Source organism: Rhodococcus sp. IEGM 27, from assembly GCF_033142305.1.
GTDB lineage: Bacteria > Actinomycetota > Actinomycetes > Mycobacteriales > Mycobacteriaceae > Rhodococcus_F > Rhodococcus_F oxybenzonivorans.
Window position 1 is genome coordinate 898,711 of record NZ_JAWLSG010000001.1, and the last position, 23,239, is coordinate 921,949.

The 23,239-nt window shown below is 65.7% G+C and carries 21 protein-coding genes; 10 read left to right on the top strand and 11 right to left on the bottom strand.

The window, feature by feature from the left end:
* Positions 1–42: 42 nt before the first annotated feature.
* Complete coding sequence (gene malQ / locus R4P95_RS04235; RefSeq protein WP_317743687.1) at positions 43–2,193, bottom strand: 4-alpha-glucanotransferase; 2,151 nt, start codon at positions 2,191–2,193, stop codon at positions 43–45.
* Between the two features lie 179 nt (positions 2,194–2,372).
* On the opposite strand from malQ, the gene R4P95_RS04240 reads away from it, so the two are divergent.
* From R4P95_RS04240 to R4P95_RS04250, 3 genes are all read left to right on the top strand, one after another.
* Complete coding sequence (locus R4P95_RS04240) at positions 2,373–3,020, top strand: HemK2/MTQ2 family protein methyltransferase (RefSeq protein ID WP_159919613.1); 648 nt, start codon at positions 2,373–2,375, stop codon at positions 3,018–3,020.
* A 471-nt stretch (positions 3,021–3,491) separates the two neighbouring features.
* Positions 3,492–3,800, top strand: a complete 309-nt coding sequence (locus R4P95_RS04245; RefSeq protein ID WP_213573491.1) for an ANTAR domain-containing protein — start codon at positions 3,492–3,494, stop codon at positions 3,798–3,800.
* A 203-nt stretch (positions 3,801–4,003) separates the two neighbouring features.
* The gene (locus R4P95_RS04250) at positions 4,004–4,372 is read left to right on the top strand and encodes a hypothetical protein (protein WP_213573492.1); all 369 of its coding nucleotides are present in this window, start codon (positions 4,004–4,006) and stop codon (positions 4,370–4,372) included.
* A 15-nt stretch (positions 4,373–4,387) separates the two neighbouring features.
* Here R4P95_RS04250 and purQ read toward each other — a convergent pair whose 3' ends face one another.
* Together purQ and purS are read right to left on the bottom strand one after the other, a co-directional pair.
* Positions 4,388–5,065 (bottom strand): phosphoribosylformylglycinamidine synthase subunit PurQ, encoded by a 678-nt coding sequence (purQ, locus tag R4P95_RS04255; protein WP_213573493.1) that lies wholly within the window; start codon positions 5,063–5,065, stop codon positions 4,388–4,390.
* Complete coding sequence (gene purS, locus R4P95_RS04260) at positions 5,062–5,301, bottom strand: phosphoribosylformylglycinamidine synthase subunit PurS (RefSeq protein ID WP_109327158.1); 240 nt, start codon at positions 5,299–5,301, stop codon at positions 5,062–5,064. The genes purQ and purS overlap by 4 nt, the downstream gene beginning before the upstream one ends.
* A gap of 115 nt (positions 5,302–5,416) precedes the next feature.
* Between purS and R4P95_RS04265 the strand changes: the two genes are divergently transcribed.
* The gene (locus tag R4P95_RS04265; RefSeq protein WP_213573494.1) at positions 5,417–6,064 is read left to right on the top strand and encodes an MBL fold metallo-hydrolase; all 648 of its coding nucleotides are present in this window, start codon (positions 5,417–5,419) and stop codon (positions 6,062–6,064) included.
* Between the two features lie 50 nt (positions 6,065–6,114).
* Here R4P95_RS04265 and R4P95_RS04270 read toward each other — a convergent pair whose 3' ends face one another.
* From R4P95_RS04270 to R4P95_RS04280, 3 genes are all read right to left on the bottom strand, one after another.
* Positions 6,115–6,819, bottom strand: coding sequence for a DUF2334 domain-containing protein (locus R4P95_RS04270; protein ID WP_213573495.1), 705 nt, complete (start codon positions 6,817–6,819; stop codon positions 6,115–6,117).
* 96 nt (positions 6,820–6,915) lie between these two features.
* Positions 6,916–7,410: a glutathione peroxidase gene (locus tag R4P95_RS04275; protein WP_317743688.1), complete on the bottom strand. Its 495-nt coding sequence runs from the start codon at positions 7,408–7,410 to the stop codon at positions 6,916–6,918.
* Between the two features lie 85 nt (positions 7,411–7,495).
* Positions 7,496–8,881, bottom strand: a complete 1,386-nt coding sequence (locus R4P95_RS04280) for a cation:dicarboxylate symporter family transporter (RefSeq protein ID WP_317743690.1) — start codon at positions 8,879–8,881, stop codon at positions 7,496–7,498.
* A 160-nt stretch (positions 8,882–9,041) separates the two neighbouring features.
* Between R4P95_RS04280 and R4P95_RS04285 the strand changes: the two genes are divergently transcribed.
* Together R4P95_RS04285 and R4P95_RS04290 are read left to right on the top strand one after the other, a co-directional pair.
* Complete coding sequence (locus tag R4P95_RS04285; protein ID WP_317743691.1) at positions 9,042–10,625, top strand: sensor histidine kinase; 1,584 nt, start codon at positions 9,042–9,044, stop codon at positions 10,623–10,625.
* The gene (locus tag R4P95_RS04290; RefSeq protein ID WP_213573499.1) at positions 10,622–11,311 is read left to right on the top strand and encodes a response regulator; all 690 of its coding nucleotides are present in this window, start codon (positions 10,622–10,624) and stop codon (positions 11,309–11,311) included. Before R4P95_RS04285 ends, R4P95_RS04290 begins: the two co-directional genes overlap by 4 nt.
* Before the next feature lie 24 nt (positions 11,312–11,335).
* Here R4P95_RS04290 and R4P95_RS04295 read toward each other — a convergent pair whose 3' ends face one another.
* On the bottom strand, positions 11,336–12,619 hold the full coding sequence (locus R4P95_RS04295; RefSeq protein ID WP_249353999.1) for an NADH:flavin oxidoreductase/NADH oxidase family protein: 1,284 nt from the start codon (positions 12,617–12,619) through the stop codon (positions 11,336–11,338).
* Between the two features lie 27 nt (positions 12,620–12,646).
* Complete coding sequence (locus R4P95_RS04300; RefSeq protein WP_317743944.1) at positions 12,647–14,212, bottom strand: MFS transporter; 1,566 nt, start codon at positions 14,210–14,212, stop codon at positions 12,647–12,649.
* A 226-nt stretch (positions 14,213–14,438) separates the two neighbouring features.
* On the opposite strand from R4P95_RS04300, the gene R4P95_RS04305 reads away from it, so the two are divergent.
* The gene (locus R4P95_RS04305; RefSeq protein WP_317743692.1) at positions 14,439–15,053 is read left to right on the top strand and encodes a TetR/AcrR family transcriptional regulator; all 615 of its coding nucleotides are present in this window, start codon (positions 14,439–14,441) and stop codon (positions 15,051–15,053) included.
* Here R4P95_RS04305 and R4P95_RS04310 read toward each other — a convergent pair.
* The 3 genes from R4P95_RS04310 to R4P95_RS04320 form a co-directional block, all read right to left on the bottom strand.
* Positions 15,050–16,396 (bottom strand): M20/M25/M40 family metallo-hydrolase, encoded by a 1,347-nt coding sequence (locus R4P95_RS04310; RefSeq protein ID WP_317743693.1) that lies wholly within the window; start codon positions 16,394–16,396, stop codon positions 15,050–15,052. The genes R4P95_RS04305 and R4P95_RS04310 overlap by 4 nt on opposite strands.
* A 115-nt stretch (positions 16,397–16,511) precedes the next feature.
* The gene (locus tag R4P95_RS04315) at positions 16,512–18,644 is read right to left on the bottom strand and encodes a S9 family peptidase (RefSeq protein WP_213573505.1); all 2,133 of its coding nucleotides are present in this window, start codon (positions 18,642–18,644) and stop codon (positions 16,512–16,514) included.
* 3 nt (positions 18,645–18,647) lie between these two features.
* Positions 18,648–19,532, bottom strand: coding sequence for a phosphoribosylaminoimidazolesuccinocarboxamide synthase (locus R4P95_RS04320; protein ID WP_317743694.1), 885 nt, complete (start codon positions 19,530–19,532; stop codon positions 18,648–18,650).
* 192 nt (positions 19,533–19,724) lie between these two features.
* Between R4P95_RS04320 and R4P95_RS04325 the strand changes: the two genes are divergently transcribed.
* From R4P95_RS04325 to R4P95_RS04335, 3 genes are all read left to right on the top strand, one after another.
* Entirely contained in the window at positions 19,725–21,167 is a 1,443-nt protein-coding gene (locus R4P95_RS04325) for an MDR family MFS transporter (RefSeq protein WP_317743696.1), read from the top strand.
* A 148-nt stretch (positions 21,168–21,315) separates the two neighbouring features.
* Complete coding sequence (locus R4P95_RS04330) at positions 21,316–22,458, top strand: isochorismate synthase MenF (protein WP_213573510.1); 1,143 nt, start codon at positions 21,316–21,318, stop codon at positions 22,456–22,458.
* Positions 22,455–23,228, top strand: coding sequence for a 2,3-dihydro-2,3-dihydroxybenzoate dehydrogenase (locus R4P95_RS04335; protein ID WP_213573512.1), 774 nt, complete (start codon positions 22,455–22,457; stop codon positions 23,226–23,228). Before R4P95_RS04330 ends, R4P95_RS04335 begins: the two co-directional genes overlap by 4 nt.
* The last annotated feature ends 11 nt before the right edge of the window (positions 23,229–23,239 follow it).

Here is a 23,239-nt window from a genome sequence, read left to right on the forward strand (position 1 = left end):
GCAGCCCCCGTCAAGGAACGCACGTGTTGACGCAGGCCAGAGTCAGGAGTGCCCTTGTGCTGTGACCGCCTCGCATTCGACGTAGCTGTAGTCGGCCCGCGCCAGGTCCTCGAGAGGAACCGCCTTACCTGAGGCGTCGGCCAAAGGAATCTTCCAGTTCGGGTACTGGGCATCGCCCGTGCCCGGTTGATTCTGGATGCGGTGCTCGCCGACGAGGTCGACGAGTGCAACTCCCAGCAACATGGAGGGACTCCGGCCGATCAACGCGTACAACGCCTTCACGGTGTCCTCGATCGACGCGCCGTCCTCCGACAGCCCGCGGTCCCGGGCCATCTGCAGAACGGATTCACGCTGACGCGTGTCGTGTTCCTTCTCCGATTCGAGGTCTCGTTCGAGAAGGCCCAGTCGCGAACGCAGTTCGATGTGCTCGCCCGCGAGATACCCGGCGGTCGGTGGAAGATCATGCGTCGTCACGGAAGTCAGACACAGGGAACGGTATTTCTCGGGCGGAATGGGGCCGTCCTCGTCGCGCTCGAACCACAGAATCGAGGTCCCGAGCACGCCGCGCTCGGCGAGATACTCCTGCACCATCGGCTCGAAAACACCCAGGTCTTCGCCGATGACGACGGCCCCCGCGCGTTCCGCCTCGAGAACCAGGATCCCGATGAGGGCTTCGTGGTCGTAGGTGACGTAGGTCCCCTCCGCCGGTGACGCCGCACCTTTCGGTATCCACCACAGTCGGAACAGACCGAGTATATGGTCGACGCGCAGCCCACCTGCATGCTTGAGCACGGTGCGCAGCATGTCGCGGTAGGGGGCATAGCCCAATTCGGCGAGCCGATCGGGCCGCCATGGCGGCTGATCCCAGGACTGGCCCTGCTGGTTGAAGTCGTCCGGTGGAGCGCCGACCGTAATGCCTTCCGCAAGAGCGGATCCGAGCGACCATGCGTCCGCTCCGCCATGCTGGACACCGACCGCCAGGTCGTGCACGACACCGATGTCCATGCCTGCCGCGCGGGCAGCGTGCTGAGCCTCGGCGAGTTGTTCGTCGCAGATCCACTGCAACCAAGAATGGAATTCGATCCGGTCGGAGAGCTTGTCGCGTTGCGCTCGCACCCATTCGGTTTCGGGCGAGGCAGCCTTCGTCTGCCATCGCGGGTCCCGCGGAGACAATTTCTCGGCGAGGGCGCACCAGGTCGCGAAGTCGCGGAGCCCGTCCCCCTCGGTGCGGCGGAATTCGTCGAACGCCTGCTGACGACTCGCGCTGCGCTCGACTCGGAACACCCGCTCGAGTGTCCGGAGTTTGGCGCGGTAGGACCTGTCCCTGTCGATCCGATCGGCCTTGCCGTTGGCCCGCTCGAAACGGGCCGCCGCCTCACGCATACGGGCGTAGTGCGAACGGGGCAGGTACGCGGCCTCCCGGATGTTCTCGACGCGGATGTACAGCGGATTGACGAACCTGCGCGTGGTCGGCAGATAGGGAGACGCCTCGACCGGTGGTTGCGGTTGCGCCGCATGCAGCGGATTCACCAGAACGTAGTCGGCGCCGTGCACGGAACCGAAGATCGTGGCCAAGTCCCCCAGGTCCCCCAAGTCGCCGAGACCCCACGAACGACGGGAACGCACCGAGTACAACTGGGCAAGGACTCCCCACCGTTGCCGGTCGCTGAGAGAATTCGATGTCGACAACCGGGCCGGCGTGACGACGAGCGTGCACGACTCGGACGTAGCGTCGGACGGCTCCGTCCCGTCTCTCCATGTCGACGCGCGGATCTCGTGCCACCCCGAGGGTACGTCGGCGGGGACGGCGAAAGTCGCCCGGCCGATCAGGGCGCCATCGACCTCTCGCGGATCGACCCACACGTCGAGCTGCCGCGCCGCGACCTCGTCGCCGGATTCGGTGACGATCGTGACGGTGACGGGGTCACCGTGCGGCACGTGGACGACGAAGCGTGTCTCGGTGCCCTGCACTCCGACGACGACCGGTGGCAGTGCCCGTCGCCAAGGAGCCAGTTCGCACTCTGCGAGCGCATCCTCGACCTCGACGTCGGTGTCGGCCGGGACATCCATCGCCGCGAGGACGGTGCGCAGTGTCTCGTCCCCGACCTCGTGACGTTGCTCGTCCCATCCCTCGTACGACGTCGCCACGCCGTGCCGGGCCGCTAGATTCCGCAACTGCTGGCTGTAGCTCACCTTGTCGATCGTGCCAGGTCGACGGTGCGCTCGCGCGCCGCGGACACGGAACTGATTGATTCGGACGCGTCCCGGGTAATTGGACCCCAATCGACACTGCCGTTCGACTCGACATTGCCGAGAGTGCCCGGTGACAGAGTTCGGACTCACCTCGTACTCTCACCGACCAAGGAGCCCAGATGCTGCTACGTCTTCCTGGAGTCTATCGCCCACAGGACGATACGGAGATGCTGGCTGACGTGATCGCAGCCGAGGAGCTAGGGCCTTCCTCACGCGTTCTCGACCTCTGCGCAGGCACCGGCGCCCTGAGCGTCCGGGCAGCTGAGGCCGGTGCCGGATCGGTCACCGCGGTGGACGTGTCGCTCCGGGCAGTACTCAGCATCCGGCTCAACGCGCTGACGAGGAGACTCCCGATTCGCGTTCTCCGCGGCGACCTCACCGAGTCGATTCGGTCCGAGCGATTCGACCTCATCGTGTCCAACCCGCCGTACGTTCCCGCACACGACGACGCCCTTCCCGCGCGCGGTGTTGCCCGGGCGTGGGACGCGGGCAAGAACGGTCGCGCCCTGCTCGACAGGATCTGCGCTCAATCACCGGACGTGCTGGCGCCCGGTGGGGTACTCCTCCTCGCCCAGTCCGCGCTCAGTGGGATCGAGAAGACCCAGACGATGCTCGAAGAGCAGAATCTGAGGGTCGAGTTAGCAGCCACGGCAGAAATTCCCTTCGGGCCGGTTCTCGAGGGACGGCGGAAGATGCTCGAGGAGCGCGGTCTCATCGAGCCCGGTCAGTCCCGCGAGCAGATCGTCGTGTTTCGAGCCGCGAAGTAGTCGGCGACAGAAGTTGTCACTCAGCAACCGGCATGCCGGTTGCTGAGTGACAACACATTTCCACTCGTTACTCGGCAGTTTTCATTGCCGAAACATGCGCGGCACGCTACCCTGAGCGAAGGTTGAGCACGCAGCCGACGCCGGGATTCGCCGCCGCGCGGGAATTTCAAGACTCAACCCCACTCGGCTTCCGCGATTTTCGCGCCTTCCTTCCCGAGGCAAGGTAGGACCACACTATGGGTGTCGCGGTGGACGATGTTGCCCTCACACAACCTCGACGACGCCTGCAGCGAATCGGCCGGAATGTCCGGTCGGATCCTCACACCACTATTCGCTGCTCGATGTACTTGTCTCCGTCCGGATTCGACCGGACATTCAGTGGGAATACTGCTATCACACGATGATTCGGCATCGAGTCGAGGCAATTCCTCGATCGGCGCTCGATTGCAACCAATCTTGAAGAGAGAACCGATGTCCCACAACGTAGTCGATCTACGATCACAGCCCCTACGACAGCAGCGCACCGAACGTGACGTACTGGCCACGGCGGAGCACATCCTGATCGAGTGCCGCGGATACAGCGGCGACGCAGCGTTCGACGAACTGATGGATGTGGCGCGCAGGCACCACGTCGATGTTCGCCGCGCCGCGGAACGTCTCATCGATCTCGCGGCGACGGATTCTCGCGCAGTAGCAGAGGCCAGTCGGCTCCACGGCGCCGAGACGGCCGCCCTGGACGAGACCTGGGCACCCATGCTCGCCAACCGGCACGCAAGTTGAGAGAGCCGATACCGACAATGACCGGACCGAAGACGCACACCGTGCCCGCAACGGCGACCCCGGCGAAAAGCAGGTCGTCGATGAGTACCGAAGAGATCAAATCACGTATCGAAGCGATGTTCGCGCAGGACGAAGCCCCCGAGAACCGTAGCTGACAGAGAACCGCAACTGACAGAGGGCCGCAACTGACAACGGAGGGGCGTGTGACGTCGAGAGTGAAGCATCCTGTGCGGCGGTTGTTGTTCATCGGCAACCCCACCCAGTTCATCGAGGTGATTCATTGGGCCGCGATGCGGGTGTGGGCGACCGGCCACGGGCTGGAAACCACCAGGACGTTCGCCGGCGGGCCGGTGGTGTGTGCGGTCGCCACCGAAGACGTTCTCGATGGCCTCTGTCTTCCTTCCGAGGCCACCATGTTGCAGCGAGTCCGCAGAGAAGGCATTCCGTGCATCAGCGTGCACGACGCTCCCGAACGCATCATCGATGAGATCGGTGCACTGACGCCGTTGACGGCCCTGCACACCGAAGCCGACGCCGAGTCGCTCATCGAGAGCGACAAGGCATCGGCGTAGGGCGAAACGTCCAGGTCAGGCGGAAATGACGCTGTCGAGGACGGAATAGAAGATGCCGAGCCCATCGTCGCTGGGACCGGTGAGAGCTTCGGTGGCGTGCTCCGGGTGTGGCATCAGGCCGACGACGCGTCCGTTGGCTGAGGAGATGCCGGCGATTGCGCCCTGAGACCCGTTGGGGTTGTCGCCCGCGAACCGGAAGACGACCCGGCCTTCACCCTCGAGCTCGTCCAGGACTTTCTTGGGAGCCTGGTAACGGCCCTCACCCGACTTCAGCGGAATGAGAATCTCGGCACCCGACTCGTAACGCGAGGTCCACGCCGTCGATGTGGATTCCACCCTGAGCCACTCGTCACGGCAGATGAAATGCAGGCCTTCGTTGCGGGTGAGTGCGCCCGGCAGCAGACCGGCCTCGCACAGCACCTGGAAACCGTTGCAGATACCGAGGACGGGCATGCCCCCCTGAGCTGCCTGAACGACCTTGCCCATGACGGGCGCGAAGCGCGCGATCGCCCCTGCCCGCAAATAGTCACCGTACGAGAAACCACCCGGGACGATGACCGCGTCGACGCCCTTGAGGTCGGCGTCTCCGTGCCAGAGGTTCACGGCCTCGCCGCCGGCGAGTTTCACCGCACGGACGGCGTCGACGTCGTCGAGGGTGCCGGGGAAAGTGATGACTCCGACGCGTGCACTCATGCTTCGACGCGCCTCACGGTCCAGTCCTCGATCACCGTGTTGGCCAGCAGGGCCTCGGCGATCTTTTCGAGCTGCGCGTCGTCGACGCTGCCGTCGACCTCGAGCTCGAAACGCTTCCCCTGGCGGACATCCGAGATTCCAGCAAACCCGAGCCGCGGCAGGGCCCCGGCAATGGCCTGCCCCTGGGGGTCGAGAATCTCGGCCTTGGGCATGACTTCGACGACGACACGGGCCACGTGCTGCTCCTCGTTAGTAGTGCGCGAGCCCAGAGTGGAACACCGGGCACTAGGGAGTTTACCGGGCCACCGGTGTGCAGCCCGCATCGGACGGAGGGCGCGCATACTCGAATCCATGCGACTGACTCACTTCGGCCACAGCTGCGTCCTCGTCGAGTTGAACGGTTCCACCATCCTGTTCGATCCGGGCAACTTCTCGCACGGATTCGAGGGTCTCACCGGGCTCGACGCAATCCTGGTCACGCATCAGCACCCCGACCATGTCGACCAGCAGCGTTTGCCGGCTCTCGTCGAGGCGAACCCCGACGCAGCCCTGTATTCGGATCCACAGACCGCGGCGCAGCTCGGCGGTAGATGGACGGGGGTGCATGCCGGCGACGAGTTCGACATCGGCAACGTCCATGTCACCGGCACCGGCGGTACGCACGCCGTGATCCACCCCGACATCCCGATGATCGACAACACCGCTTACCTACTCGGTGACTCCGGCGATCCAGCACAGCTCTTGCATCCGGGCGACTCGCTGTTCGTCCCGGAACAGAAGGTCGACGTGCTGGCTCTGCCCGCCGCGGCGCCGTGGTTGAAGATATCCGAGGCGATCGACTACCTGCGTGCCGTCGCGCCGCGGGTCGCCGTGCCCATTCATCAGGCGATCATCGCCGACCAGGCCACCGGCATCTTCTACGGTCGTTACACCGACATGGCACCGGCGGGCACCGAATTTCGCACCCTTCCCAGCGAGTCGAGCGTCGAGGTGGCCTAACGCCCCTGTGAGTACTTCTCAACCGCCCGCTGTTAAGAAGTACTCACGGGTCAGGCGGCGCCCACCCGGGGATGTCGCGGCTGCCACCGGTAGACCGTCGGCTCCGCGCCGTACTGAAGGGCCAGGTCGACGGCGTCGAGCAGCGCCTGCCGCGGGCCGGGGGTACCCAGCTGTTTGGCCGTGACCGCGAGTCGGACCACTCCCCCGCGCTTCGCCGCGCGCCCCGAGCCGTGGACGAGCGCCCGACACCACCACGGTTCCGCCCGGAACCCCTCGCCGATGCCCAGAACGCGCGACCGTACGGATGACCCCCGTTCGAGGTCGTGGATAGCGGTCATGTTCGCGAGGAGGCGGAACCCCGCGGAAGGCAGGGCCGCGACGGCACCCTGCGACGCCAGCCAGCGCGGCGGTGCGAACACCCGGGTGCGCAGGCCGGTCTGCTCCATCACGCGGTCGGCGGCGATCAACCGCAGTCGGGCTTCATGTTCGGGGAGTGCCGCGAACTCTGCGCGACGACGTTTGGTGGCGGCTTGGTCGTAGCCGTGCAGGACAACGGCGTCGCCCCGGGAACGGCGCAGACGCAGCCAGTCCTGCGTCGCCGAGTCGTTGACCAGGCGGTATTTGTCTTTCAGGCGCGGAGCGACCAGCAGCGACAGCGGCACACCCCGCGCGTCCATCTCGTCGGCGAACGCGGCGGCGAAGTCGCGCGTTTCCTGTCGAAGTCCTGACACCGACACGAGCAGCTGTCCGGTCATGGCTTCCAGGGTGACAGCCCAAGGTGAACGCCAGGCAAAGGTCGTGCGCCTTTCTGGTCGCCTGGGCCACCAGAAAGGCGCACGAGCCCGAAGGGCCTACTTCGGCAGGACAGCCTCGATGGCGGCGACGACCTCGGGGGCGTCGGGTTCGGTGCGCGGACGGAACCGGTTCACGACGGTGCCGTCGGGTGCGACGAGGAACTTCTCGAAGTTCCATTGCACGTCCCCCGCCTCCCCGTCGGCGTCGGCAGCCCTGGTCAGCTCCTCGTACAGCGGATGACGGTTCTCGCCGTTCACCTCGATTTTCTCGAGCAGGGGGAAGGTGACGCCGTAGGTGGTGGAGCAGAACGTCTCGATCTCCTCGGCAGTCCCGGGCTCCTGTCCCATGAACTGGTTGCACGGAATCCCGATGACGGTGAGACCGCGGTCGGCGTAATCGGTCGCCAGCTTTTCGAGGGTCTTGTATTGGGGGGTGAGCCCACACTTGGAGGCCACGTTCACCACGAGAACTGCGCGCCCGTCGTATTCGCCGAGGGAGGTGGGCACGCCGCCCAGGGTGTTGATGGCAATGTTCTGCACAGGAGTCGTCATGACACCCAACGTAGCGACAACAAGCGCTGTGCGCCCAAGCGGAGATCCGCCCGGGCGCACAGCGCTTCCGTGTTCGTTCGTGGTGTCAGTGGGTGAGCAGCACGCGGGAGTCGTCTTCGCGGGCAGGGGTTGCCTTCTCCTGCTCGACGACTTCACCGTGACCGTCGTCGACCATGGTCTCCTCGTCGAAGGGCAGCTTCCCGTCGAGGACCGTGCGGACGCGGTCGTTGTCGACGGTGTCCGTCCACGAACCGACGAGCAGCGTCGCGACGGCGTTGCCGGAGAAGTTGGTGACGGCGCGCGCCTCGGACATGAACCGGTCGATGCCGACGATCAGTCCGACGCCGTCGAGCAATTCGGGGCGGTGGCTCTGCAGCCCACCGGCGAGGGTAGCGAGACCTGCACCGCTCACCCCGGCGGCGCCCTTGGACGCGATGATCATGAACAGCAGCAGCGACAGCTGCTCGGGAAGCGACAGCGGCTGGCCCATCGCGTCGGCGATGAAGATCGATGCCATGGTCAGGTAGATCGCGGTGCCGTCGAGGTTGAACGAGTATCCGGTCGGGACCACGACGCCGACGGTGGTGCGCTCGACGCCGATGTGCTCCATCTTCGCGATGAGGCGGGGCAGGGCCGACTCGGACGAGGACGTGGCGAAGATCAGCAGGTACTCGCGGGCCAGGTAGCGGACGAGCTTGAAGATGGACACTCCGGCGACGACGCGCAGGATCGATCCGAGAACACCGAAGACGAAGATCAGGCAGGTCAGGTAGAAGCCCAGCATCAGGGTCGCGAGCTGAACGACTGCGCCGAGTCCGGTCTGTCCGACGACGTTGGCGATTGCGCCGAATGCACCGATCGGGGCCAGCCACAGGATCATCGACAGGATCTTGAACACGAGCTTCTGCACGTAACCGACCCCGCGCAGGATCGGCTCACCCTGCTTACCCAGCGCCTGCAGACCGAAGCCGACGAGCAGGGCCACGAACAGGGTCTGCAGGACGTTGCCCTCGGTGAGCGCGGACAGCAGTGACGTGGGAATGATCGACCCGATGAACTCGACGGTGCCGCCTGCGCCGTGCGCCTTCTCGGCCAGCTGGGCACCGGTTCCGGCGGTGTCTGGGCTGACGTTCAGGCCGCTGCCCGGGTCGAGGAGGTTGCCCACCACCAAGCCGATGCCGAGGGCGACGGTCGACATGCCGATGAAGTAGGTGAGCGCGAGCCCGCCGACCTTCCCGACCTTGGCCGCTGCCTTCACCGACCCGATTCCCAGCACGATGGTGCAGAAGATCACCGGGCTGATCATCATCTTGATCAGGTCGACGAACATCGTGCCCAGGACACCGAGCGATTTGCCTGCCCCCGGCGCGAGCCATCCGACGAGTACGCCCGCGACCACGGCGACGATGACCCCCATGTACAACCAGTGGGTACGGTCGCGTTTCTTCGTTTTCCCTGTCGCAGTACTCATGGGGTGGTCCTCCAGTTCGAATGGCAAGCTGATCGATAAGCCGGGTAGTGACCGCGATCACGTCTTGGAGAGAATCTTGTAAGCGATCACTCGGTTGGAGAAGTTTGTGTTCATTACGTTCAGGAGAGCTGCGGTGCGAGGACAACTGCCGAGACGGCCCATGAGCGTGGCGCGTCAGCTCTTCCTCCTGCAATTGGTGGTCTTGACACTGGTGATTGCTGCGGGAACTCTGCTTGCCGTCCTCGATCAGCGACGCGACAGCGACGACAGCACCCGGCGTTCGGTGACGGCGGTGGCCACGGCGCTGGCCCTGTCCGACGGAACCGTCGCAGCCCTGCGCACTCCCGACCCCAGCGCGATTCTCCAACCGCAGACCGAACGGATCCGCACGGCCACGGGAACCGACTTCATCGTGGTGATGGCCCCGGACCGCACGCGTTTCACGCACACCAGCCCGGAGCTCATCGGTGGGACGTTCTCCGGAAACATCGAGCGTGCGCTCGCCGGGGAAACGTTCACCGAGACCTACGCCGGTTCGCTCGGTCCGTCCATCAGGGCGGTGGCCCCCATCTACGACGGCGGCCGCATCGTCGGTCTCGTCTCGGTGGGTGTCACCCGCGAGAAGATCGGCGGCCAGGTGGCGAAGAGCCTGCCCACCATCTTCGCCGTCGCCGCTATCGGGCTGGGCGTGTCCGCGGTCGGCTCGTTCCTGCTCAGCAGGCGTCTACGACGGCAGACACTCGGCATGGCGCCCGACGAATTGCGCCGCATGTACGAGCACCACGCCGCCGTTCTGCATTCGATCGGCGAGGGTCTGGTGGTTCTCGGTCGAACCGACGGCGACGACGCGACCGCCGAGGTGGTGAATGACGAGGCCCGCCGACTACTCGACCTACCCGACGGCCCGGTGCCCGTTTCGGCCCTGCCACCATCGCTGCGTACGGCCACCGCCCCCGCCCCGTCGGACACCGGCGAGCCGCGCGACGAGATACATCTGACCACCGACCGCGTTCTCCTCGTCAGCCGTGAACCCGTCGAATGGGAGGGAAAGCGCATCGGCACGGTGCTGACCTTGCGCGACCGCACCGAAATGCAAAGCGTGATGGGTGAACTCGACTCGGTGCGCGGGTTCGCCGAGTCCTTGCGTTCACAGGCCCACGAGTCGGCCAACCGGCTGCACACCATCATTACGATGGTGGAACTGGGCCGCTACGACGACGCGATCGCGTTCGCCACGGATGATCTGCGCCTGTCCCAGGAGCTGATCGACCGGCTGATGACGGCGGTACACGAACCGGCACTGGCAGCGCTGCTGCTCGGCAAGGTGGGCGTTGCGGCGGAACGGGGCGTCGACTTGATCGTCACCGAGGACACCGCACTGGGTCCCGTCACGCCGCTCACTGCGCGGGAACTGGTCACCCTGGTGGGTAACCTCGTGGACAATGCCATCGACGCCGCGCGCGGATCTGCGGAGCAGACGGCCGACGAACCCTGGGTGGAAGTCACTGTATGCGAGGAGGATTCGTTGATGGTCGTGCGTGTTGCGGATAGTGGTCCGGGCATTCCCGCGGAGGAGTTCGACAAGGCCGTCACCCGTGGCTATTCCACGAAATCCGGCCAGCGTGGGCTGGGACTCGCCCTCGTCGTGCAGGTCGTGACACGCCACGGAGGAACGATCCGCACCGAACCGTCACTGGGCTCGATGATCGTCGTCGAGATACCGATCGCCGGAGCGGCTTCGTGATTCGAGTGATGATCGTCGAGGACGAGCCGCTGATCGCCGAGGCTCATCGTGCGTATGTCGAGCGGGTGCCCGGGTTCTCCGTGCATACCGTCGTCCATGACGGCAGCAGTGCGATGCGCGCCGTGGCGGAAGCCGGCAGCACCGAGGATCCGATCGACCTCGTCTTGCTGGACTTCGGTTTGCCGGATTCGAGTGGTCTCGATGTTGCGGCCGCGCTGAGCGGGATCCGGCCCAGCCCCGACGTCATCGCTGTCACCTCGGCCCGCGACCTCGAGTTGGTGCGTACCGCAGTGGCCCGCGGGATCGCGTTGTATCTGCTGAAGCCGTTCACCTTCGCCGCGTTCCGCGACAAACTCGAACGGTACCGCGAGTTCCGGGACGCGCTTCCGGCCGGCAGTAACGCGTTGAGCCAGCAGGACATCGACCGGGCAATGTCTGCCCTGCGCACCTCCGATGAACGCGCGAGTGTGCCGAAAGGTGTGGCTCCGCAGACACTCGACCACGTCTCCGCGTGCATCCGGGACGCAGCAGGACCCCTGACTGCCGCCGAGGTGGCCGCCGCGATCGGCGTGTCCCGCGTGACCGCATGGCGGTACCTCGAACGATTGGCCGACGACGGTGTCCTCGCCCGGCACACGGAGTACGGCCGGGCGGGACGACCGCAGATTCGGTACGCGTTGCGCTGAGGAAACCGTATCGGTGCTCCTCCGTCAGCCACCCCGCTTGCTGCGGAGAGCGCCGACGCCGTTCCGGTTGATCATCGACGCCGCGGTCTTCCACCACGGCCGATCGACGTCGGGGTCCATGCCGGCACCCAGCCGCTCCAGCTGGTCGGTGTGCCATTGCAGATCCAGGGCGCCGTCCAGTGCCCGGAGGTTTGCGATTCGGGACAGTCCGCCGCGCAGACCGAAAGAGACCGGGATCGCGTCGACTCGGTCACCGCCCGCCACGAGAAGCGCCGATCCCGCGTCGGGCGTGGTCACCGTCGGACGGCCGAGACCGATCACGTCGCACACTCCGGAATCGACGGCACGGGCCATGGCGGAGCGCGACCGGAATCCGCCGGTGACCGCAAGCGGTACGTCACCCGCCGCCTTGCGCACCGACGCGGCGTAGTCGAGGAAATAGGCCTCCCGCTGCCTCGTACTGGTGGATACGCTCGCATTCCGGCCCATCATGGCCGGGGATTCGTAGCTGCCGCCACTGATTTCGATCAGGTCGATGCTCTCCGAGGACAGCTGCTCGACCACCGAGCGTGACTCCGTTTCTGTAAATCCACCGCGCTGGAAATCTGCCGAGTTCAGTTTGATGCCGACAGCGAAGCTCGGTGCCACGACGGACCGGATCCGACGGACAATTTCGAGAACGAACCGCATCCTCCGTTCGGAATCGCCGCCCCAACGGTCGGTGCGCTGATTGGAGAGCGGTGAGAGGAACTGCGAGACCAGGTATCCATGCGCACCGTGTATCTCGACACCGTCGAATCCCGCCGTTTCCGCTATTCCCGCAGCCGCGGCGAAACGATCGATGATGTTCTCGATTTCCGATTCGGTGAGTGCACGTGGTGTGGTCATTCCCGGGATGTTCGACGCCACCGCCGAGGGAGCGACGGGGCGAGTGCGAGTGACGAGTGGATTCGCCTGCCGTCCGGGATGATTCAGCTGCATCCAGATGGGTGCGCCGCCGTCCTGGGTGGCCTTGGCCCATTTTTGTAGCCCGTCGAGGTCTCGGTCGTCGTCGAGGACCACATTGCCCGGTTCGCCCAGGTGGCTGCGATCGACCATGACGTTTCCGGTGACGACCAGTCCGTAGCCGCCACTGCCCCAGCGGGTGTACAGGCGTTCGAGGCGCGGGTCGGGACCGTGGTCCTTGTTCGCGAGTCCCTCACTGAGTGCCGCCTTCATCAGCCGGTTGGGCAAACGCTGACCACAAGGAAGCTCCAGTGGGTCGATCAGGTCGGCGCTCATGTTCTTTCCCGTGGGGTCGTTGATCATACGAGGTTCCTTCTGTTCGAGGCCCTACTACTTCGCGGACGGTTCTTTCCAGACCAGCAGGACGGATTCGGCGGCCGGCTTCCACGGAAGGAAGACGGCCACCGCGACAGCGACGAGTAGCGAGACCGACACGGTGACGTAGGAGGCCAGTTGGAAGCCCTCCAGCGACGCCGCCTTCATGGCGTAGACGAGGTCGGCCTTCTGCTGCGCGAACGCGGGAACGGTCGGTCGCTTTACGATTTCGAGCACACTGATCACCGTTTCGCGCGCAAAGCTCTTCTCGTAGGGCGTCATCAGGAAGTCGGGGATGGCATCGATGCGCGGTCCGACCTTGGTCGTATACACCGAAGCGACGATCGACCCCAGTACTGCGACGCCGAGGGTGCCGCCCGCCTCACGAGTGGTGTCGTTGACAGCGGAACCGGCTCCGGCCTCCTCGAGCGGCACCGAGGACATGATCGATTCGGTGGCCGGCCCCTGCACGATGGCCAGGCCCAGCCCCATCAACACCATCGAGACGACCACCGCCCCCAGGTAGGGGGTTTCGACCTTTACCTGCCCGGCGATGAACATTCCGACACTCATCACGACGAGACCGAACACGATGACTGCGGTGGTGCCGATCCGTTGCGCGATCAGCGTGGCCAGCGGGGCGCCGACGGCGATCGCCGCGGCGAAGGGCAACGAGTGGATCCCGAACTGCAGCGGCGTCAGTTCCATCACGCCCTGGAAGTACTGGGTGATCATGAAGAGGAATCCGAACATGCTGAAGTAGGCAACCGCGATCGCCAACGCCGGCAACGAGAAACGCCGGATGCGGAAGAGTTGCATGTTGAGGACCGGAGAGTCGGTGCGCAACTCCCACCACACGAACGCCGCGAAGAACACGACCGACAGGGCGTAGCCGGACAGGCTGATCGCCGAAACCCATCCTTGGTGCGGCGCTTCGATGATGGTCCATACCAACGTGGTCACACTGAGCAGCGAGAAGGCGATGCCGAGGAGGTTGAGCCTGCCGACGTGTGTGGTCTTCGACTCGGGAATCAGGAGCCGAGCGAGAACCAGCACGACCACTGCCACCGGCACGTTGATCCAGAACACCGAATGCCACGAGAAGTGCTCGAGGAGCCAGCCACCCGCGGTCGGGCCGATCGCGATCGCGATTCCCGCCATTGCCGTCCAGGCGGCGATGGCAACCGCCCGTTCCTTCACATCGGTGAAGATGTTGATGATCAGCGCGAGTGTCGCCGGGAACACGGCGGCGGCGAACACACCCATGGCGGCCCGGGCGGCGATCACCTGCCCCAGATCGGTCGCGAGCGCGCCGCCCACGGACATGACGGCGACACCGGCCAGCCCGATCATCATCACCCGCCGCCGCCCGTACCGGTCGCCGAGGTGGCCGAACGCGAGCAGCAAGCCCGCGAAGGTCAGGGTGTAGGCGTCCACCACCCACTGCAGGCCGCTGATGTCGGTATGCAACTCGACGCCGAGTGAGGGCAGTGCGACGTTGACGATGGTGTTGTCGAGAACGACGAGCAGTTCGGCCAGGCAGATGACGAGAAGCGCGAGGTAGCGCGCTCGACGACTCAGGCCGCTGTCGGTAGTTCGGGGCGCGGCTGGATGAACCGCCGTGGTGTGTGGCACTGGAATCGACTCCTCGTCGCTGTTATGCGGAACTGCATATTTCCTGCGGCGAGGATATGCGTTACGCCTAGTTACAGTCAATGGGTAGTTTGCGGTGTTACCCCACAAAGCCCGGGAGGAAGTTCGAGTACGACTTCCGACAGCGGGTCGAAGAGCTATGCTGGTCGACATAATGAGTAAGCGAACGACAGCACGCGACCGAATGCTGCTGAGTGCCGTCACCCTCTTCCGCAAGCGGGGAGTGGACGCGACGTCGCTGGCCGACGTCGTCGCGCACGCGGACGCGCCCCGCGGGTCCATCTACCACCACTTTCCCGGCGGTAAGAGTCAGCTGGCCGAGGAGGCCACGCATCGGGCCGGCGGCCTGATGGGCTCTCTCATCAGCGAGAGCCTGTCGAACAAGGGCCCCGTCGAGACACTCGTCCTGATCATCGATCTGTTCCGCCGGGAACTCGTGGAGACGGACTTCTCGTCCGGATGCCCGGTCGCCGCCGGCGCATTGTCGGGCGGCGAATGCCCCACCGCCAAGGATGCGGCGGGTGAAGCCTTCAGTTCCTGGGAGGCCACCATCGCTGCCTCACTCTGGCAGCACGGCGTACGGATGTCCCGTGCCCAATCGGTCGCCACCATGTCGATCTCCGCGATCGAAGGCGCACTCGTGCTGTCGAGAGCGCAACGCAGTACTCAGGCGCTCGATCGGGTGGCCGCCGAACTCGTGGCGATGGCCGAGGACGTGCTCGCCCACGCGACCTCGACCGGCCGGCGAGCCGACGCACCGGAACGTTAACGCCAGTCGCGGATCAGCCGGCTGAAGAACTCGATCCCGTGCCGTAACCCGGTAATCGACAGGCGTTCGTCCGTGGAATGAATGAGCGCCCGGCTCCGGGCGTCGAGCTCGAAGGGATAGAAGCGATAGACGTACTCACTGATCCGGGCCATGTGTCGGGCGTCGGTGGCACCGACCAGGAGAAACGGTGACACGATCGCTCCGGGAAACGTATCGGCTATCACCTGCCGGAGTCGGGCGAACACCTCGTCGTCCGTCCGCGACACCGGTGACGGTTCGGTGGCGCCGAGGACATCGAGCTGTATGTCGTTGTCGCGAATCGTCTTCCGTATCCGTTCCACGGTGCCGTTCACGGTGTCGCCCGGCAGTATGCGAATATCGAGCACTGCACGCGCCGTCTCCGCCATCACGTTGTTGGCGGAACTGCCTTCCAGGACGGTAGCGACTGCCGTGGTGCGGCACATGGCGTTCATCAGGGCACCGGCGCGCGGCAGGACCCTCGCCAACAGTGGTCCGAACGTGTCGGTCCGGGAGAGCACCGTGCCCAGCGGACCTTTCGCATGGACGCCTACGTTGGTGAGCAGGTCGACGGTGGGTTCGGTGAGCCGGGCCGGGAACTTGTGGTGGTCGACGCGGGTGATGGCGCGGGCAAGCCGGGCGGTAGCGGTCTTCCTCCCCGGCATCGACGCGTGACCACCAGGGTCCTTCGCCGTCAACTGCAGGTCGAGGATCCCTTTTTCGGCAGTTCCGAGGACCGCGAGCGTCGCGTCGACTCCGGGAAACGCGTCGCCGGCGACTCCACCGCCCTCGTCGATGACCACACCCGGCACGATCCCCCGCTCCCGGAACGTGTGCACCACCTGCGGAATACCGTCTCCTCCGACCTCCTCGTTGTGGCCGAAAATTAGATAGACGTCACGGGCCGGGACGACACCACTGCGCAGCAACCCTTCGACCGCTTCGAGAATGCTGACCAGCACGCCCTTGTCGTCGATGGCACCGCGCCCCCAGACGGCGTCGTCCGCCACGACCCCGCCGAACGGTGGATGAGTCCATCCCTCGTCGTGTGCGGGCACGACGTCCTGGTGCGCCATCAGCACGATCGGCTTGTCGGGCACCCCGACATCCCAGTGGTACACGAGCGAATGCGAGGCAATGATCTCCTTGTCGAGATTCTCGCGCACCAGCGGGTACAACTCGTCGACAAGACTCCGGAAACGCGCGAAGAACGTCCAGTCCGTGTTCGCGTCGTCCCGGGTGGACACCGTGGGGACACGGAGCATCGCCGCGAAATGCTCGACCGCTAGCGCCGTGTCGATCGCCATCTCTGTCACGAGCGCCATCTCCTCGTCGCATCGGAACCAGGATGACGATCAGCTTAAACCTGTCGCTCGAATGGCAGGCCCGAGTTCGCCCATGGTTCCGGCACGAGGACGCTCGTGTCGAGCGGAACTGGCGTCAGGCCCTCCCGACGATGTGGAGCACCCAGGCGAACTCGAACGCCACTTCCTTCCACTTCTCGTAGCGCCCGCTCACGCCTCCGTGGCCTGCGCTCATCTCGGTCTTGAGAAGCAGCGGCGAGTCGCCCGTCTTGGTGGCCCGAAGCTTGGCCACCCACTTCGCCGGCTCGACGTAGAGGACCCTCGTGTCGTTGATGCTGGTGATCGCGAGGATGGCCGGATAATCCTTGGCCTCCACGTTCTCGTACGGACTGTACGAACGCATGTACTCGTACACCTCGGGGTTCTCGAGCGGATTACCCCACTCGTCCCACTCGATCACCGTCAGCGGAAGCGACGGATCGAGGATGGAGGTGAGCGGGTCCACGAAGGGAACGTTGGCGAGGATGCCTGCGAAGAGTTCCGGAGCCAGGTTGGCCACTGCGCCCATCAGGAGACCGCCGGCACTGCCGCCGTCCGCGACGAGTTGGTTCGGAGTGGTGCGGCCGGTGTCCACGAGGTGACGTGCACAGTCGACGAAATCGGTGAAGGTGTTCTTCTTCGTCAGCGTCTTGCCGTTCTCGTACCAATGCCGGCCCATCTCGCCGCCGCCACGCACGTGTGCGACGACGAATACGACTCCCCGATCGAGGAGCGAGAGCCGTGCGACGGAGAACGCGGGATCCATGCTGGCCTCGTACGAGCCGTAGCCGTACAGGAGTGTCGGCGCCGGTTCGTCCGGGGCACCGTCGGCACGCCTCACGATCGACAGCGGAATCCGGGTACCGTCGGCGGCGATGGCCCAATCACGTTGCTGCACATAGTTACGCGCGTCGAAGTCCCCGAGCACGGGTTGCGACTTCCGCAGCGCCAGTTCGCCCGTCGACAACACGTAGTCGTACACCTGCCCCGGCGTGATGAACGAGGTGAACGCCATCCGCAGAGTCGGCTGCTGCCATTCCGGATTGGCGCCGAGGCCCACGCTGAACAGTTCCTCGTCGAAGACGATCTCCGTGAACTCGCCGTACCCCTCCGGGCCGAGCGGCCAGATCGCCAAGCGGGTCAACGCTTCCCGCCGGTAGCTGAGCACCAGATGGTCGGCGAAGGCGTCGACCTCCTCGAGTCGTACATCCGACCGATGCGAGATCAGAGTGGTCAAGGACGTCGGATCCGACACCGGCGCCTCGGCAAGCACGAAATTCTCGGCCTTCTCACCGTCGACGACGTCGTTGTGCATGATCAGGAAACGATCTTCGCCCGCGACCACTGCATGTTCGACGCCGTATTCGACGCCTTCGCGCCGCGGAAGAATTACCCGGAACTCACCTTCGGGGTTCGCCGATTCCAGGACCCGGGCTTCGCTGGTGATCTTGGAACCCACCCAGATCATCAGGTACTTCTCACTGCGGGTGGATCCGACGGAAACCCAGAACCGCTCGTCGGGCTCCCGGAAGACGGCGACGTCCTCCTCGCGGGCGGTGCCGAGCCGGTGACGCCACACGGTGTCGGGGCGCCAGGACTCGTCGACCGTGAGGTAGAAGACATGCCGGTGGTCGATCGCCCAGGTAACTCCCGGTGCGGTGCCGGTGATCTCGTCGGGCAGCAATTCGCCGGTGACGAGGTTCTTGAACCGGAGCGTGTAGCGCTCGTCGCCGACCACGTCCACCGAGTACGCGAGCAGCGTGCCGTCGTGACTGAGGGAGAAGGCTCCGACGGAGAAGAAGTCGTGACCCTCGGCCTCCGCGTTGCCGTCGAGCAGGATCTGCTCACCGGGGAGTTCGACCCCAGGGGTGAGCTCCGGCGGCGTCCAGTCGTCGGGACCCGCGATCGGTGTCCGGCACTGCACGCCGTACTGCTTACCCTCGATGGTCCGGGCGTAGTACCAGTACTCCCCCATCCGGGTGGGCACCGACATGTCGGTTTCCTGTGTCCGGGATTTGATCTCCGAAAAGATTTGGTCGCGCAAGGGAGCCAGGTGGGCAGTCTCCTGCTCGGTGTACGCATTCTCGGCTTCGAGGTGGGCGATCACCTCCGCGTCTTCCTTGTCGCGCAGCCATTCGTACTCGTCGACGAAGGTGTGTCCGTGATGGACCCGCTCGGTGGGAACCTTCTTGGCAACGGGCGGGGTCAAAACCTTGTTCTCGGTGGTCATCGCTCAGCCCACCCACTCCGCGAACGACAATCCCGAAATGCGCTCGTACGCGTCGATGTAGCGTTGCCGCGTCGCCGCCACGATCTCCGCGGGAAGCGGCGGCGGCGGTGTGTCGGACGCGCGGTCCCAGCCCGACTCGGGGCTGGTGAGCCAGTTACGGACGAACTGCTTGTCGAAGCTCGGCTGCACCTTCCCGGCCTCGTACCCGTCGGCGGGCCAATAGCGGGACGAGTCGGGCGTGAGGACCTCGTCGGCAAGCACGAGGTTGCCCTTCTTGTCGAGGCCGAACTCGAGCTTGGTGTCGGCGAGAATGATCCCACGGTCGGCGGCGAAGTTGGCTGCTCTGCCGTAGATGTCCAGGGTGTCGTCCCGCAGCTTGATCGCCAGGTCTTGACCGACCTTGTCGACCACGAGGTCGAAAGTGATGTTCTCGTCGTGCTCCCCCAGTTCCGCCTTGCTGGCCGGGGTGAAGATCGGATCAGGGAGTCGGCTGGCCTCCACCAACCCCTCGGGCAGGGCCACCCCGCACACCGAACCGGTCTCGTTGTAGTCGATCAGGCCGGAACCGGTGAGGTAACCGCGGGCGACACACTCGATCGGAACCATCTCGAGCTTGCGCACCACAAGCGCGCGGCCGAGGACCTCCTCGGGGATGCGACTGTCGTCGGGCTCACCCGCCAGATGGTTGCTTCCCCCGAGCACGCCGAAGAAGAAGACACTCATCGCGGTGAGTACCCGGCCCTTGTCCGGAATCGTGGTACCGAGAACGTGGTCGTAGGCGGAGATCCGATCGCTCGCGACCAACAGCAGGTGCTCGTCGTCGATCGTGTAGAGGTCGCGGACCTTGCCACCGGCCAGATGGGCGTAGGAATCGAGTGAGGGGCGCACGGTGAGCCAGCCTATCGGTCCTGCCGGACACCCCGGGCGCTGACCTTGCGGCCCTCACAGCGTTCCGGGGTCGATCGTTGCGCTCTACCGTGAGGTCAGGCCCCTGAGCCGACCGCACGGAGCACTCTCCCGAGCCAGGTCGTTACCGTGGATTACGACACGATGTGATCCCAGGTACGAATCAGGTGAGCTATGACAACCGACACAGCGCCCGTCGATGTGGGGTTCCGGTCGGAGCGGGGTCCGGTACTCGTGGCGCTGATGCTCACGACCTCCCTGGTCGCCCTTGACGCCACCATCATCTCGACCGCGGTCTTCACCATCGTCGGCGATCTCGGTGGATTCACCCAGTTCCCCTGGCTGTTCTCCATCTACCTACTCACCCAGGCCGTGTCCGTGCCGATCTACGGCAAACTCGCCGACATCTTCGGTCGGAAACCGGTCATGCTCCTGGGGATCGGCCTCTTCGCGCTCGGGTCGGTCCTCTGCGGGCTCGCCTGGAGCATGCCGGCACTCATCGCCTTCCGCGCCGTGCAGGGCCTCGGGGCAGGCGCGGTCCAACCCATGAGCATGACCATCGCCGGTGACATCTACACGCTCGCCGAACGTGCAAAAGCGCAGGGCTACCTCGCGAGCGTGTGGGGAATGTCGGCGGTGGTGGGACCGACGCTGGGCGGCGTGTTCTCCGAATATCTGTCGTGGCGCTGGATCTTCTTCGTCAACATTCCGCTCTGCCTCCTGGCCGCGGTGATGTTGATCCGCAACTTCGACGAGAAGCGGGCACGGACCCGCCGGTCCATCGACTACACGGGGGCCGGACTGCTCGCCGTGGGCGCAACGCTCCTCATTCTGGGCCTCCTCGAAGGCGGCCAGGCATGGGCGTGGAGTTCGCCGGTCAGTCTGGGCATCTTCGCCGCCGGCTCCGTGTTCCTTTTCGTCTTCGTCCTGGTGGAACGGCGAGCCGCGGAACCCATCCTCCCGCTGTGGGTGTTGACGCGACGAGTCCTCGCCGCGAGTAGCGTCGTCTCGCTTCTGGTCGGCGCCATCGTCCTGGGCCTCACCACGTATGTGCCGACCTTTGCCCAGGGTGTGCTCGGGACGGGCGCGTTGGTGGCCGGGTTCGCACTGGCCACCCTGACCATCGGCTGGCCGATCGCCGCGTCGCTGTCCGGGCGTGTGTACCTGCGCTTCGGTTTCCGGGTCACGGCCACGGCGGGCAGCCTGCTGGTCGTCGCGGGCACCGCCCTCACGACCGTCCTGTCCATCGAGTCGGCGGTGTGGCAGGTCGCGCTCTGCTGCTTCGTCATCGGCGGCGGGATGGGCCTCGTCGCCAGCCCCACCCTCATCGCCGCGCAGGCCAGCGTCGACTGGTCGGAGCGCGGTGTCGTCACGTCCACCAACATGTTCGCCCGGTCCATCGGCAGCGCCGTCGGGGTCGCCCTCTTCGGAGCCCTCGTCAACGCCCACCTCGGCGGCACCGAGGACCCCGCCCGCGCCGATCTCGCCGACGCCCTGCACCTGGTCTTCGTAGCCGCCCTCGGCGCCGCCGTGATTCTCGTGCTCGCCGCCGTGGCGATGCCGAAGAAGTCCGCCGCTGCGCCTGCGCCGAGTGCCGCGCCGCCCGCCGGCGAATGACGGTCGCGTCGGGCCCCTCGTTGCAGAAGCCCGCCCTCCCCGCCGCGTGCGGGTGACGTTGACCAGCATCGCAATCGACACCGAACCAAAGGTTAGGCTAACCATATAGTCTGACGTGAGTTCGCCGGTTATCGAGAGGGGATCACACATGGAATCGACGGCAGTCGCCGAATCCGCCCACATCGGAACGGATTCACCGTCGAGCACACCGTTCATCCTTTCCCGCCCCCACGGCACGGTCGTGGCCGTGGGAATCCGCGCGCAGTACGACTCCACCCTCGCGGCGGCCGAGGCGCTGCGCGACGGCCGTGCCACCGCGGTAGTCGGCGCACTCCCCTTCGACCCCGAACACCCGGCCGCACTCGTCACGCCGCAGTCGCTGAGCCACGAACCCGGGAGCTGGAACGGCGAGTACGGCGGGATCCCGCGCATCCGGATCGGATCAGCGATCCCCGCGGAGGCCGAGCACGTCGCCCGGGTGGAAGCCGCGCTACGCGAATTGCGTTCGGCGGACAACACTCTGGAGAAGGTGGTCCTCGCCCGGTCACTCACACTGCACGCGGACGAACGTCTGCACCCCCATGCATTGCTCGCCCGACTGGTCGCACACGACCAGGGCGGCAACGGTTTCAGCGTCGCTCTGGGCGCGGCTGGAAGCGCCTGGTCGGGAAAGCACCTCGTCGGTTCGAGTCCCGAGGTGCTGATCCGGCGCCGAGGAGACGTGGTGAGCTGCCACCCCCTGGCCGGTTCCGCACCGCGCCGCAGCGACCCCGGGTCGGATCGTCGGTCAGGCGAAGGTCTCGCCGCGTCCGAGAAGAATCTGCGTGAACACGCGCTGGTCGTCGACGCGCTCCGGGCGATCCTCGCACCGCTGTGCACCGAACTCGAGATCCCCGACAGTCCGTCCCTCACCCGCACCCCTCAGCTCTGGCACCTCGGCACACCCGTCTCGGGTCGGTTGCGGGACCGCTCAATTACAGCCCTCGACCTCGCCGTAGCGGTGCACCCGACACCCGCCGTCTGTGGCACTCCTACCGACGCCGCACGCCGGCTGATTGCCGAACTCGAGGGCGACCGCGGCTTCTACGCCGGAGCGGTGGGCTGGACCGACTCCGACGGGGACGGCGAATGGATGGTCGGAATCCGGTGCGCCGAGATCGACGCCCGGGGCACCACGATCGTCGCGCACGCGGGCGGTGGCATCATCGCCGCATCCGATCCTCACCACGAACTCGCCGAGACGACAACGAAGTTGGGGACGATCCTGGCCGGTTTGGGAGTGGAGCTGTGAGCGACGGAGTCACCCTCGTCGTCGGCGCGGCCCACGGTATCGGGCAGGCCACCGCCGTCACTCTGTCCCGGCGAGGTCATCGCCTGGTGATAATCGACCGCGACGGTGACGGGTTGCACAGCACTGCCACCCTCCTGGACCGGTCGCCACTCGACACCGAGGTCGTCGACATCCGCGACTCCCACGCCGTCACAGAATCCGTACGACGCATCGAGGACCGGCACGGCCCCGTCACCGCACTCGCGCACGTGGCCGGAATACTCGAAACCGGTTCGATACTCGACGCCGATCCCGCGAGCTGGCAACGCGTCTTCGACGTCAACGTCACCGGACTGGTCAACGTGCTGAGGGCCGTCGGAATCGAAATGCGCCAGCGCAGAAAGGGTTCGATTGTCGTGGTGGGCTCCAATGCTGCCGGCGTGCCGCGCACAGGAATGGGCGCGTACGGCGCATCCAAGGCCGCAGTCGCGATGATCGTCCGGGTCCTCGGACTCGAATTGGCCGAGTACGGAATCCGCGCCAACATCGTGGCACCGGGTTCGACCGACACCGCCATGCAGCGGTCGCTGTGGTCCGACCCCGCCGACGACCAGGGGGCCCGCGCCGCGATCGACGGCGATCTCGCATCGTTCAAGGTCGGCATCCCCCTGGGCCGGATCGCGGACGCCGCTGACATCGCCGATTCCGTCGAATTCCTGCTCTCCGATCGCGCGCGGCACATCACCATGCAGGCCCTGTATGTCGACGGGGGCGCCACCCTCCGGGCGTGAGACCGAACAGC